At 65.7% G+C, this 12650-nt stretch carries 14 protein-coding genes; 9 read left to right on the top strand and 5 right to left on the bottom strand.

All coding sequences use genetic code 11. The features are described 5' to 3' along the window. Positions 1–20: 20 nt before the first annotated feature. From D3876_RS01895 to D3876_RS01885, 3 genes are read right to left on the bottom strand one after another with little or no spacing between them, the layout of a single operon-like run. On the bottom strand, positions 21–773 hold the full coding sequence (locus D3876_RS01895; protein WP_119759422.1) for an SDR family NAD(P)-dependent oxidoreductase: 753 nt from the start codon (positions 771–773) through the stop codon (positions 21–23). Then, positions 770–1561: an SDR family NAD(P)-dependent oxidoreductase gene (locus D3876_RS01890; RefSeq protein WP_119759421.1), complete on the bottom strand. Its 792-nt coding sequence runs from the start codon at positions 1559–1561 to the stop codon at positions 770–772. Before D3876_RS01890 ends, D3876_RS01895 begins: the two co-directional genes overlap by 4 nt. A gap of 34 nt (positions 1562–1595) precedes the next feature. Further along, positions 1596–2675 carry a 3-ketosteroid-9-alpha-monooxygenase, oxygenase component gene (locus tag D3876_RS01885; RefSeq protein ID WP_119759420.1) on the bottom strand — a complete coding sequence of 360 codons (1080 nt, stop codon included), beginning with the start codon at positions 2673–2675 and terminating at the stop codon, positions 1596–1598. Positions 2676–2805: 130 nt separating this feature from the next. Here D3876_RS01885 and D3876_RS01880 point away from each other — a divergent pair, with 130 nt between their 5' ends. Next, on the top strand, positions 2806–3582 hold the full coding sequence (locus D3876_RS01880) for an SDR family NAD(P)-dependent oxidoreductase (protein ID WP_119759419.1): 777 nt from the start codon (positions 2806–2808) through the stop codon (positions 3580–3582). Here D3876_RS01880 and D3876_RS01875 read toward each other — a convergent pair. Next, positions 3546–4490, bottom strand: a complete 945-nt coding sequence (locus D3876_RS01875; protein ID WP_119759418.1) for an alpha/beta hydrolase — start codon at positions 4488–4490, stop codon at positions 3546–3548. The two genes, D3876_RS01880 and D3876_RS01875, sit on opposite strands and share 37 nt — an antisense overlap. 53 nt (positions 4491–4543) lie before the next feature. On the opposite strand from D3876_RS01875, the gene D3876_RS01870 reads away from it, so the two are divergent. The 3 genes from D3876_RS01870 (at position 4544) to D3876_RS01860 (ending at position 7534) form a co-directional block, all read left to right on the top strand. Beyond that, positions 4544–5677, top strand: coding sequence for a helix-turn-helix transcriptional regulator (locus D3876_RS01870; RefSeq protein ID WP_119759417.1), 1134 nt, complete (start codon positions 4544–4546; stop codon positions 5675–5677). 240 nt (positions 5678–5917) lie between these two features. Then, entirely contained in the window at positions 5918–7084 is a 1167-nt protein-coding gene (locus D3876_RS01865; protein WP_119759416.1) for a sulfotransferase family protein, read from the top strand. 3 nt (positions 7085–7087) lie between these two features. Continuing rightward, a complete protein-coding gene (locus tag D3876_RS01860) occupies positions 7088–7534 on the top strand; it encodes a nuclear transport factor 2 family protein (RefSeq protein ID WP_119759415.1) in 447 nt (148 codons plus the stop codon). A gap of 4 nt (positions 7535–7538) precedes the next feature. Here the strand turns inward: D3876_RS01860 and D3876_RS01855 are convergent, their stop codons facing one another. Beyond that, positions 7539–8303: an SDR family NAD(P)-dependent oxidoreductase gene (locus tag D3876_RS01855; RefSeq protein ID WP_238475199.1), complete on the bottom strand. Its 765-nt coding sequence runs from the start codon at positions 8301–8303 to the stop codon at positions 7539–7541. A 138-nt stretch (positions 8304–8441) separates the two neighbouring features. On the opposite strand from D3876_RS01855, the gene D3876_RS01850 reads away from it, so the two are divergent. The 5 genes from D3876_RS01850 (at position 8442) to D3876_RS01830 (ending at position 12643) form a co-directional block, all read left to right on the top strand. Further along, entirely contained in the window at positions 8442–9584 is a 1143-nt protein-coding gene (locus D3876_RS01850; protein WP_119759414.1) for an LLM class flavin-dependent oxidoreductase, read from the top strand. Between the two features lie 60 nt (positions 9585–9644). Then, the gene (locus tag D3876_RS01845; protein WP_119760899.1) at positions 9645–10631 is read left to right on the top strand and encodes an NADP-dependent oxidoreductase; all 987 of its coding nucleotides are present in this window, start codon (positions 9645–9647) and stop codon (positions 10629–10631) included. Beyond that, entirely contained in the window at positions 10621–10971 is a 351-nt protein-coding gene (locus D3876_RS01840) for a hypothetical protein (RefSeq protein WP_119759413.1), read from the top strand. Before D3876_RS01845 ends, D3876_RS01840 begins: the two co-directional genes overlap by 11 nt. Next, complete coding sequence (locus D3876_RS01835; protein WP_119759412.1) at positions 10964–11581, top strand: Dabb family protein; 618 nt, start codon at positions 10964–10966, stop codon at positions 11579–11581. The genes D3876_RS01840 and D3876_RS01835 overlap by 8 nt, the downstream gene beginning before the upstream one ends. A gap of 258 nt (positions 11582–11839) precedes the next feature. Further along, complete coding sequence (locus D3876_RS01830; protein WP_182911831.1) at positions 11840–12643, top strand: helix-turn-helix domain-containing protein; 804 nt, start codon at positions 11840–11842, stop codon at positions 12641–12643. Positions 12644–12650: the final 7 nt, after the last annotated feature.

Genomic DNA, 12650 nt, shown 5'->3' with positions numbered 1-12650 from the left:
CCGCATCCTCTCAAATGCACTCAGTCGAAATTGGCCTGTCCGCCGTCCAGCGGGATTGTCGCTCCCGTCAGATAGGCGAGATCCGGCCCACAAAGCGCCGCGACTGCATTGCCGATATCAATCTCGCAATCGCCGACGCGGCGCAGCGGAATTGTGCGGAAAAAGGCCTCGGCCTCTTCCGGATTATTCTCCATCCACATGGCAAGCCCCGGCGACTTTGCGTGCGGCGCGATGGTCAGCACGCGGATATTGTCGGGTCCCCATTCGGCAGCGGCGGCGCGGGTGAGCGCGCGCGTCGCCTGCTTGACCGCGGCATAGGCGCCATAGTTCGCCATATCCCAGCGCAATGCCGCCGAGCTGGCAAGATTGATGATCGTCCCGCCGCCGCGCTGGTGGAGATAGGGGTGGCATGCCTTCATGAAACGAAAGCTCGCCAGCGGCCCCGAGGCGAAGCCCGCCTCAAAGGCCTCATCCTCGACGCCAAGCAAGGGGCCGAGCGGCACCTCCTGCGCATTGTTGACGAGGATGTCGATCCCGCCGAACAGCCGCGCCACCGCGTCGACCGTGGCGTGGATCGCTGCACCATCCTTCACGTCACACGCGAAGGACGCGGCATCGCCGCCCATTTCTGCCGCCACCGCGTCAAGCTTGGCGAGCGTCCGCCCGACCAGCGCAACCTTCGCCCCGCGCCTGGCGAGCGCGACCGCGATGCCGCGCCCGACGCCCTGTCCGGCGCCGGTAACGATCGCGACCTTGCCCGCCAGTTCGCTCACTTGCTCAAGACCTCGGGCGCGCCCGGCAGCATCGGCTGGTAATAGCCCGCCGACCAGCCGCCATCGACCGCGATCTCCGCGCCCGTGATGTAGCTCGCATCATCCGAGGCGACGAACAGGCTTGCGCGCGCAATCTCCTCGGGCTCGCCGATCCGCTGGAGCGGCACGCGCTCATAGCCGACATTGAGCGCATCGCCCGAAAGCCCAGCGGGATTGCCCATCTGCGTGTTCACCCCGCCCGGATGGACGGTGCAGACGCGCACGCCGCGCGGGCCAAGTTCATAGGCAAGCGACTTGGAAAGCCCGCGCACCGCCCATTTGCTCGCGGTATAGGCGGTGAGCCCGTTGCAACCGCGCAGCCCGTCGACCGACGAGATGTTGATGATGACGCCGCGGCCGCTCTTTGTCATTTCGGGCGCCGCATGCTTGGCACCGAGTATCACGCCGAGCACGTTGATCCCGAGCACGCGTTCGACATCGGCCGCCTCGATCGCCTCGATCGGACTGAAATGGACGACCGCGGCATTGTTGACGAGGATGTCGATCTTGCCGAATTTCGCGACGGCCGCGGCAACCACCGCCGCCCAGCCTTCTTCCGAGCGCACGTCGAGCGAATGGAACAGCGCGTTGTCCGCGCCGAGATCGGCAGCGACCGCCTTGCCCTTGTCCTCGAGAATGTCGCACACCACGACCTTCGCGCCCTCGGCCGCGAAGAGCCGCGCGGTCGCTTCGCCCATACCCTGCGCCGCGCCCGTGACGATCGCGACCTTGCCATCCAGTCTGGCCAATTGCTTCTCCCTTGCTTCTATCTTGTGGCCGCGCTCAGGCGACTTTCTGCTCGAACGGCGCCGACAGCGTCCCGCGCGTTACGTGCGTGCCGTTGACGCGCGCCTGGAATTCCGCCGCGCGCGCGCGGGCATTGTAGAACTGCCGATACCAGATGCGGAGCTTGCCGACGGGGCCGTCGCCCTGCACCGCCATCGGGTTGATGCACGGCTTCTTGTTGGACCAGATCTCGAAATCCTGCGCGAAGGCCGCGCACGCCGCCGCCTGATAGGCGCGCGCCATCGCAACGTCCTCATCCGTCGGCTCGGCATTGGCGACCTTTACCAGCAGCGCGTGCCACACCTTCACCACGCCGTCGTCGACGGGTGTGTGCGCGATCATGATGATCGAGGGAAACTGCCCCGACATGCGCGATTGCAGAATGCCGGGCCCGGTATACCAGGTATCGGTTTCGAGCGGTGCGTCACCTTGGAGCGTGCGGTGCCCCGCGCGCAGCCGCTGGACGACGCGGTGGCCGTCGAAATCATTCTCGAAAACGTCGACCTTTTCGTTGCCGTGGACGGGCTCGAAATGCGCGCGATCGGCCATGTTGTCGAGGATCTCGACCGGGTGGCTGTTGAGTTCGCCCAGTCGGTCCAGGTCCCACTTCACCCAATGCGGCTGCTCATACTCCTCGAAGGCGGGCAGGTCATATTCGGGCTCGAGGCCTTCGGGATCATGCCACATCCATATGCACCCCGCGCGTTCGATCACGGGCCAGGTCTCTATCTTCGCGGCGGCAGGGATCTTCTGCGGCGAATAGGGGATCTGGTTGCACTTGCCGTCGGGGCCGAAGCGCCAGCCATGATAGGGGCAGCGGATCGACTCGCCCTGCACATGTTCATTGTCGCGGATCACGAAGCTGGTCTCGTTCTTCGCCAGATGCGCGCCCATGTGCGGGCAATAGGCATCGACCAGATAAACCTGACCCGATTCGCCCCGGTAAAGTACCCTGTCTCGACCGAAATAGCGGACGGGAAGCGGCTTGGTGCCCTCGAGTTCGGCGGCGGCGGCAATCATGAACCAGCCGCGGGGGAAGGTCTGGTCGCCCAGCCCGTATTCTGCGGTTGTCGCCATCGTGGAAACCTCTCTTATGCGTATTGGAACTACGTTTTGCGTTTTATATTGCGTTATTGTCACCGCATTTCGTGGTAGCATCCCACAAATGATAGCGGCATACAAGGCGCATCAATCAAGGAGGATGCGAATGGGTGAGGATCGGCTTTTTCCCGAAGGCGCGGCGCTGATATTCGGCGCGACGGGGGGCATCGGCGCGGTGGTTGCCGCGGAATTTGCGCGCGCGGGCAGTGACGTCGCGATCGCGTACCGCTCGAAGCAGGCGCGCGCCGAGGCGCTCCGCGAGGACATCGAATCGCTCGGCCGAACCGCGAGCCTCCATCACTGCGACGTCACCGACGAAGCTGCTCTTGCCGCCGCCATCGCCGATGCTGTCGCGACGCATGGCCGCGTCCACACGCTCGTCTGGGGGGCAGGGCCGCTCGTCGACCAGGTCCATCTCGCCGACACCACCGCCGAACAATGGCGACGCGCACTCGATGTCGAGGTCCACGGCTTCTTCAATGCGGCGCGCGCGGTGATCCCGCACATGCGCAAGACGGGTGGCGGTTCGCTCGTCCATCTGGGTTCGGCGGGCGATCTGCGCTGGCCCGACAAGGACGGCCTCTCGGTCGCGCCCAAGGCCGCCAACGAAGCGCTGGTGAAGGGTTTTGCGCGCGAGGAGGGCAAATATGGTATCCGCGCCAACACCGTGCTCGTCGGCGTGATCGAGGCCGGCATGTTCCTCGAACTCTCCAAGCAGGGCGTGTTCGACGAGGCGTGGACCACCGAGGTCCACAAGAACCTGGCGCTCAAGCGCTGGGGTCAGCCCGAAGAAATTGGCCATGCCGCTGTCTTCCTCGCCTCGTCGAAAGCCGCCTATGTCACCGGTCAGCAGATCGCGGTGGCGGGCGGGTACGGGATCTGATCGATCTCGAACGCTGCCCTGAGGCCCCTGGCCGCGGTACCGACCGCGACATCGGCCTGGGGCAGCATCCCGAGCATGCTCGCAAAGCCGTGGATCATGCCGGGGAAATGCTCGGCCACGACGGGCACGCCGGCAGCTTTAAGCCGTTCCGCATAGGCGAGCCCTTCGTCGCGCAACGGATCGAACCCCGCGGTGATGACCGTGGCGGCGGGAAGTCCGGCGAGACTTTCCGCGCGCAGCGGCGCCGCAAGCGCGGGTGCGTCGGCCGGGCTGTCCAGATATTGCGCCCAGAACCACTGCATCATCTCGCTCGACAGCATATATCCGCTCGCATTTTCGACCCAGGACGATCGCGCGAAATCGCTGTCGAGCACCGGGTAGAGCAGCAACTGGTGCGCGATCGCGGGGCCACCCTGATCGCGTATCGAAAGGCAGAGCGCTGCGGCCAGATTGCCCCCCGCGCTGTCGCCGCCCACGGCCAGCCGCGCCGGATCGATCCCGAGCGATCCCGCTTCGGCGACGATCGTGTCGAGCGCCGCGCGGAGCGTATCGAGCGCCACCGGATAGCGGTGCTCGGGCGACAGCGGATAGTCGAGCGAGAGCACCGCGACTTCGGTCGCAGAGGCGAGCGCGCGGCACAGCGGATCATGCGTATCGAGCGTCCCGAACACCCAGCCGCCGCCATGCATGAAGACGAGCAGCGGCAGTATCTCGCCGGGCCTCGGATGATAGAGCCGCGCGGCCATCGAGCCGATCGTCAGATCGCGCACCTCGGCCACCTCGGCGCGCACGAAGGGCGCGGGCTGCTGGTCGGCGAGGCGGAACGCCGCCGGGTCGAAGGGGGGCTTCATGTGTGGCACGTCGGCGAGCATCTGGAGCAGTGGTGCGAGCGCGGGATCGATGGGCATTGGCAAACTCCTTGCTGTTATGGGATGAGAACCCGATTGAAGGCGGGCGAAAAGTGAACGCGACCGGAAAACTGGAAGACTTTTCGCGGCTGCTGACCGCGCTTTATGGCGGGCTGCTGGCCGAGCCGCCGTGGGAGGATTTCCTGCGTTCGCTCGCCAACTGGCTGGGCGGCACCTATGCGACGCTGATCCTGACCGCGCCGGGGACGAGCAAGCCGGGCACGATCGTGACGCCGGGCGCTGATCCGCAGACCGCCGAGGACTATGCCGAGAGCTTCTTCACCAGCGATCCCTTCAAGGGCCTGCCCGAAGGGCGCGTGACATCCTTCACTGAATTCCTCCAGGGGGACACGCGCGGAAGCGCCTTCTGGCGCGATTTTCTCGAGGCCGCTGGCGGCGACCAGATCCTTGGCGTCGACCTGCATTTTGACAGCGGCTTCGAAGCGCGGCTGCGTGTGACGCGCGATGCCAGTCGCGCCGATTTCGGCAGTGCCGAAAAGGACGCGCTGCAGTCGGTCGTCCCGCATCTGCGCGACGCGCTCCGCCTCTTCGAGCGACTCCAGGCCTGGGGCACCGAGCACGGCGTCTATCGCGGCATGGTCGAGCAGATGGGCGTCGCCGCGATCATCCTCGATCACGAGGGCAAGGTGATGCGCACCAATGCGGTTGCCGAGCGACTGCTCGCCGAGAAGGATGGCGTTGAACGCGCGGGCGAACGGTTGCGGCTCGCCAGCATCGTCGAGCACCGCGGGCTCGAAAAGCTGCTGCGATCGCTCAAGGCCGATACCGATCCCGCGTCGCTCCCCGCGCACCGCTTTCGCATCGAGCGCCCTTCGGGTCGGCGCGATCTGGGCGCGGTCGCAAAGCCCGTCACCGCGCCCGCCTTCATGCGCAGCGGCGCGGGCGCCGCGCTTGCGCTCTTCGTCAGCGATCCGGGGCAGGACGCGCGCCCCGATCCCGAGGCGATCCGCGATCTCTTCCAGTTGACCCGCATGGAGGCGATGCTTGCCGCCGCGCTCGCTGGCGGGGCTTCGCTCGTCGATGCAGCGGACAAACTGGGGATCGCGCACAACACCGCACGCTCGCACCTCCGCTCGATCTTCGCCAAGACGGGCGCACGCCGCCAGTCGCAACTCGTCCACCTGCTCCACGCCGGAATGCCCGAACTCGGCGGCCCGTCGATCTAGGACGTTTTTCGCGAAGGTTGGTTCGTTCGCGGAGTACCCCGGCGCAGGCCGGGGTCCAGGATTCGCAAGCACCGCGGCCGGCCACCCTGGACCCCGGCCTGCGCCGGGGTACTCCTTTGACGATGCCCCTCCATTCAGGGGTGTCGCGGAGTCCCGGCACCCGCCTAGCTTTGCTGCAATGGAATGCCGCGGCGAAGCGGCATCGCTTGCAACCCAATGCAGTGGAGGTGTCTGGTGGATATGGCAGTTGGCCGCGTACCCGATCGTGACGTGCTGGTCGAACGCGCACGGGCCGAGACGGGGCTTTCCGATTTCGGCGATACCTGGTTCTTTGCCAATATCGATGCGCTCATCCCCGCGCTCAATACCGAGGCGCGGTTGAGCGAAGCGGGCGTTCACAGCGCGAGCGCGATGATCGTCAACGGCCTTATCAACCGCCTGCGGCATGTCGAGCTGGTGAAGCGGAATCCGGAGATTCTTGACGAGGAGATCGAGGTCGCCGCGGTCGTTGTCGGGCTGCCGCGCACGGGGAGCACGATGCTCCACCGCATGCTCGCCTCGGCCCCCGGCATGACCGGCACACGCTGGTTCGAGACACAGAATTATGCGCCCCTGCGGGGCGAGGCGCGGGGCGAGACGCATCTGCGCCGCGCCGTCGCACAGGGCTTCCTCGACTATATGATCGAGCACATCCCCGACCTGATGTCGATCCACCCGATGAGCCTCGACCAGCCCGATGAGGAACTGATCATTCTCGGCCAGCTCTATTCGAGCACCATGATCGAGGGCACCTATTACGTCCCGAGCTTCGCGCACTGGCTGACCGCGAACGACCGCTTCCAGTGCTACCGCGACCTCAAGCAGATCCTCCAGTCGCTCCAGTGGCAGGACAGGTCGCGCGAGGGCGCCAGGTGGGTGCTCAAGACCCCTGGTCATCTCATGGCGCTCGACGCGGTCATGGAGGTCTTCCCCGGCGCCAAGATCGTGATGACGCACCGCGATCCCGTGGCCACGGTCCCCAGCTATTGCAGCATGGAGCACAGCCTCTACCAGATGGTTTCCGACAGCGTGGACCGGGCAAGCGTCGCGGAGTTCTGGGTCGATCGCCTTGCAGATCTGATGGCGCGTTTCATGCTGGTGCGCGAGCGCGTCGAGGGACGCAATTTCGTCGACGTCCGCTACGCCGATCTGCTCTCCGATCCAATCGGCGAGGGAACGCGCGTGCTCGAGGCGGCAGGCGTCACCGTCACGCCCGAGGTCCGGGCGGGCATGGCCGAGTGGATCGAGGCCAACAAGCGCGAGGACCGCGCGCCGCACAAATACACGCTCGAGGATTTCGGGCTCGACAAGGCCGAGGTCGACCGCCGCTTCGCCGGCTACCGCGCCGCATTTGTCGAGGGGCGCTGAGCCATGGCGGACACCGACGCGCTCTGCGCCATCGTTCAGATCAAGCAGCTCAAGGCGCGCTATTTCCGCGCGATCGACACAAAGGACTGGGGCCTGCTGCGCGATCAGCTCACCGATGACGTCGTCGCGGATTTTCGCGATTCCGCCGGATCGCAGGACGAGAGCCTGCTCAACCACGGCGCCGATGCCTTCATTGCTTCGGTCCAGGCGACGCTTGCGGGCGTCACCACCGTCCATCACGGCCACACGCCCGAGATCACGCTGACCGGCGCACGGGAAGCCAGGGCAATCTGGGCGATGGACGACCGGCTGTGGGTCGCCGAGGGGAGCAATCTCCCCTTTCGCTGGCTGCACGGCTTTGGCCACTATCACGACTGCTACCGCAAGGCGCGGGGGCGCTGGCTCATCGCCTCCACCCGCCTGAGCAGGATCCGCGTCGAGACCGGCTGACCCCTCATTCGGGCATCGGCGGATAGCTGGCGAGATAGCCCGCATCGACGATATGCGCCTGGCCGTTGATCCCGCCCGAGCGCGGGCTCGCGAGGAACAGTGCAACCTCGGCGATATGCTGCGGCAGCAGCATCCCGCCATAATCGGGGGTCTGCAGCGCGTCGGCGGGCTGGATCGGCGGCAGCTCGGTGACGCCCAGAATCGCGGTCGCGACGGGTCCCGGGCAGATCGCGTTGATACGAAGTCCGCGCGCGGCAAAGCCCTGCGACGCTGACCGCACCAGCCCGATCACGCCATGCTTGGCGGCGCTATAGGCCGCGGCGACGCTCAAGCCGATCACGCCCGAGGTCGATGCGGTCACCACCGCCGCGCCACCGCGGTTGAGCGCGGGCAAAACTACCTGGACGCCCAGATAAGCGCCTTTCAGATTGATCGCGACCATCTTGTCAAAGGTCGCGCCGTCATGTTCCTCAAGCGGCATCTGCGCATAGGCGCCGGCATTGAGGAACGCCGCGTCGAGCCCGCCGAACCCGTCGACCGCGGCGGCGACCATCGCCGCGTTATCTGCCTCGCTTGAGACATCGACTGCAATCGCGTTGGCGCGTCCGCCCTTGTCGCGAATCTGCCCGGCGATTTTCTCGGCGCCATCGCGGTTCATGTCGGCGACGACAACCGCCGCGCCTTCCTCTGCGAAGCGCAGCGCCGCTGCCGCACCGATCCCCGAAGCGCCGCCCGTCACCAGCGCAATCTTGCCCTCATACATGCCCATCCGGCCCGTCTCCTCGTGATTATGCACAAAGGACTAGCACCCGCCCGCCCGCACGAATTGGTCCAAACGGACGAGGATGGAACAGGTCGGCCGAACCTATGCTGCGCAGCAATTGAACGGCTGAGAGGACCGAAGAGCATGAAATTCTCGATCATCTACGAAGCGCAGATGGTGGACACCTCGCGCGAAAACGAGGCGCGCACCTTCCACGAGACCATCGAGCAATCTTTGCTCGCCGAGGAAATGGGCTTCGACAATGTCTGGGCGGTCGAGCACACTGCGCTTACCCAGTATGCGCACATGTCCGCCCCCGAGACCTTCCTCGCCTTCCTTGCGGGCAAGACCACCAGGCTGGGCATCGGCCATGGCGTCGTCTGCCTGCCGCCCGCGATGAACCATCCGGTCAAAGTGGCCGAACGCATTGCGACGCTCGATATCCTCTCCAACGGCCGCGTGCATTTCGGCATGGGCAAGGGCGGTACGCAGCAGGAAGCCGGCACTTTCGGCTATGATCTCGCCGCCCTCCAGCCGATGATCGACGAGAGCATGTACCTGATCCCCAAGATCATGGTGCAGGACGAGATCGAGCATGATGGGGAGTACATCCAGATCCCGCGCCGCCCGATCCATCCCAAGCCCTATCAGGACCCGCATCCGCCGCTCTATATGGCCTGCACGCGCAGCGACGCACTGATCACCGCCGGCGGGCGCGGTATCGGCGCGCTCGTCCTCGGCTTTGCCGGCCCCGAGGACATCGCCAAGAAAAACGCGATCTATCGCGAAGCCTTCGCCAACCGCAAAGCCGAGGATCAGGTGGGCTTCCGCCCGACCGAGCATCTTGCCGCACTCTGTCCCGCGCTCGTTCTCGATGATCGCGAAAAGGCGCGCCGTATCGGCTTGCGCGGCCAGCGCTTTTTCGTCGAGTCGCTTGCTTATTGGTATCAGGGGGGCCCGAAGCCGACGGTCGAGGATCTCTCGGGCGATGAGCAGGCTGCGGTGCTTCAGGCCGAAAAGGAGGCGGTGGTCGCCTATCTTTCCGAGGAAAAGATCACGATCGGCACCGAGCATACCGGCGGCTATGAAGAGGTGCAGGACGCCTATGGCCGGCCCGAGGATTGCATCCGCTACGTTCAGCGCCTGTTCGACGCGGGCGCTGACGAGATCCTCTTCCTCTTCCAGATGGGCGCGGTGCCCCATGAGGTGATCATGGAGACCATCCGCAACATCGGCGAGAAGGTCATACCCCATTTCCGCGAGCAACAGGCGCTCGCGGCCGAATAGCTCCCTCGTGGCCCGCCCGGCATATCCGGGCGGGCCTTTTTTATGAAGGAGCGTCCAGAGATGCGCGCAATCGCAATCGATGGTTTTGGTGGTCCCGAGGTGTTGCGTCCCGCCGATCTGCCCAGGCCCGTGCCCGGACCCGGCGAGGTCCTGGTCAAAGTGGCTTATGCCGGGGTCAACCCCGCCGACTGGAAGGCGCGCGAAGGCAGGCTCGCGGGATTTTTCGACTATCGCTTTCCCTTCGTTCCCGGATTCGATCTTTCGGGTACTGTCGAGGCGGTGGGGTCAGGCGTCAGTGATCTCGCGCCGGGGATGAAGGTTTTCGGCATGTCCAATCAGGGGCAGGGGGCAAATGGCTCCTATGCCGAATATTGCCTTGCCGATCCGGCGCTGCTCGCGCCGCTTCCGGCTTCGCTTGATCTGGTGGAAGCGTCCGGCCTCGGCGTTTCGGGGACCACCGCCTATGGCGGTCTGGTCGATGTCGGCGTCCTGCAGCCGGGACAGTGCGTGCTCATAAACGGCGGCGCAGGCGGCGTCGGCAGCCTCGCCATCCAGATCGCAGCCGCGCTCGGCGCGCGTGTCGCCGCCACGTGCAGCGCGCGCAATGCCGAGTATGTCGCGAGCCTCGGCGCCGAGCGCCAGATTGATTATGCGAACCAGGATGTTACCGCCGCGGTGCGGGACTGGGTAGAGGCAGGGGTTGATCTCGTCCTCGACGCCGTTGGTCTCGGCACGCTGCTTCCCAATGCAACCGCGCTGGTGAAACCGGGCGGCAGCTTCGTCGAAATCGAGACGCTCGTCTCGCGCGCAAGCGAGAGCGAGATCGCTGCCGCGGCGGCTCAAGGCGTTCGGATCACGTCGAACATGGTCGGCATTTCCCGCCTTTCCGAGCATCTGGCAGGCCTCGCCCGACTGTTCGAAGAAGGCCGCATCCGCCCGGCGGTGACGACGGTCATGCCCCTGAGCGAGGCGGCTGAGGCACATCGCCGGGTCGAAGCGGGTCATGTCCGCGGCAAGATCGTCCTCCAGATCGCCGATGACGCGTGAAGCGATGATCCAGGTCATCGACGAGATCGTCGCAAGGCCTGGCGCGGCGAAGGCGCTGCTCGACGATTATCTCGCGCGCTACGCACCCGGGGCACGCGATCGCGGCATGGTGCTCGAACAGATCCTCGTCAGCCCGCCGATGTGGCTCGACGATCAGTCCAACACGCTCACCATCCGCTGGTCGCTTCGCGACACCGCGGCCTGGTGGCGGATGCGCGCCGTCGGCGGCAATGATCCCGATGTCGCGGCGTGGTGGGCGGAGGTCGACGCACGTGCTGTCTCCCGCCGCCGCAGCTTTGCCGCCGAACCCGCCGATATCGGGGCGCTCTGCGATGTATAAGCTGACCCGGCTCGTCACCTTCGCCGACGCCACCCATGGCGATGCGGTGGCCGAAGGGCTGCGCGCGCTCGCTGTCGGGCACGGCGCGTACCGCGCGCTGGTCGCGCCGACGCTCCCCGGCAGCCACAATGGCGGCGACCTGATCGCACATGTCCAGTTCGACACCGAACCGGCCCGCGACGCCTTCGAGGCTGCGACAGCGCGGCTGCTCGCCGGCCCCGCCACCGCTTCGGTCGAGAGCGTTGCCTATATCGGGGCGCCCGACCTCGACCTTATGAACGGCGTTTACCGCGTGCTCCTGCTGAGTGTGGACAAGGGCGCCGATCCCGCGGCAGTCGCGCGCTTCGAGGCCGAGACTCGGATGATGCCGCATTACATCGCAGCGATCCGGAACTGGCAGCTCAGCCGCACCGACGCCGCCTCGGGCTCACGCGCGTGGACGCATGTCTGGGAACAGGAATATGCCGATGCGGCCGGCCTGCTCGGTCCCTATATGCTGCATCCCTATCACTGGGCGCATGTCGACCGCTGGTTCGACCCCGAATGCCCCGATCGCATCGTCGACGCGCGCCTCTGCCACAGCTTCTGCACGATCGACGCATTGGCATAACCTGTTCGCGAGCGGGTGGCGCAGGAAGTCGTCAGGTGGTCCACGGCGTTCTGGCCGGGTCGCAAAGCCACAGCGCCGTGGACCATGGCACGGTTAACATGGCTGACGAATCAAAACCGTGACGTGGATCACAGGAGGTGCATTTTACATTCAGGCCCATTGCCCGGCGCGCGCGCGGCTCTATCATCGTCGCAAAAGCGCATAGCGTGGGCATTGCCCAGCTCGCATGAGGATATGCGCAGTGGAGGGACAGGCAGGGTGACGGCAGCGGAACGGCTACACACGCAGACCATCTATCTGGTCGAGGCATTGAAGCGCGCGCTGAAGGAACGCGGGCTCACCTACGCCGATGTCGCGACAGCGCTCGGCGTCAGCCACGCCAGCATCAAGCGCACCTTCGCGCAAAGGAGCTTCACGCTCGCGCGCATCGATGAGATCTGCGAGCTGATCGGCATCAACTTTCTCGAGCTGGCGCGGCTGGCTGAGGAGGGGCACCCCGCCAGGCCAGATACGCTGTCCGACGCGCAGGAACAGGCGCTGGTCGAGGAACCGCTCGCGCTTTTCTGCTTTCACCTCGTGCTCGGCGGCTGGACCGTCGAGCGGATCGAGGCCGATTACGGTATCGACCAGTCCTTTCTCGTTCCCGCGTTGATGAAGCTGGAGCGCATCGGTCTTATCCGGCTATTACCCGGCAACGCCATCCGGCTGATGACCGCGCGCAGCATCAACTGGCGCAAGGGAGGCCCGATGCGCCGCTTCTTCGACCAGCGCGTAAAGGAAGAATTCCTTCAACGCGATTTCTCGGGTCCGGGCTCGGTCTGGCAGTTCGAGATCGGCGAGCTGTCGGACGCCGCGCGCGCGCTGCTCGAGCGTCGTCTGCACAGCCTGTTCCGCGAAGTCCGCGACCTGATCGCGCGCGACGCGACGCTCCCGCCATCGGTCAAGACTAATGTCGGGTTGCTGATCGCCTCGACCCCGATCCCGCTCCCGCTCGTGGCGCGCGATGTGGGGCAGGGTTCGCTGGGCACCGAAAGTCGCAGAAAGCGCGCCTTCAAGGCGTGAATTGCGC

This window comes from Sphingomonas cavernae (genome assembly GCF_003590775.1).
In the GTDB taxonomy this organism is placed as follows: domain Bacteria; phylum Pseudomonadota; class Alphaproteobacteria; order Sphingomonadales; family Sphingomonadaceae; genus Sphingobium_A; species Sphingobium_A cavernae.
This window is presented reverse-complemented; position numbering and strand designations above follow the sequence as displayed.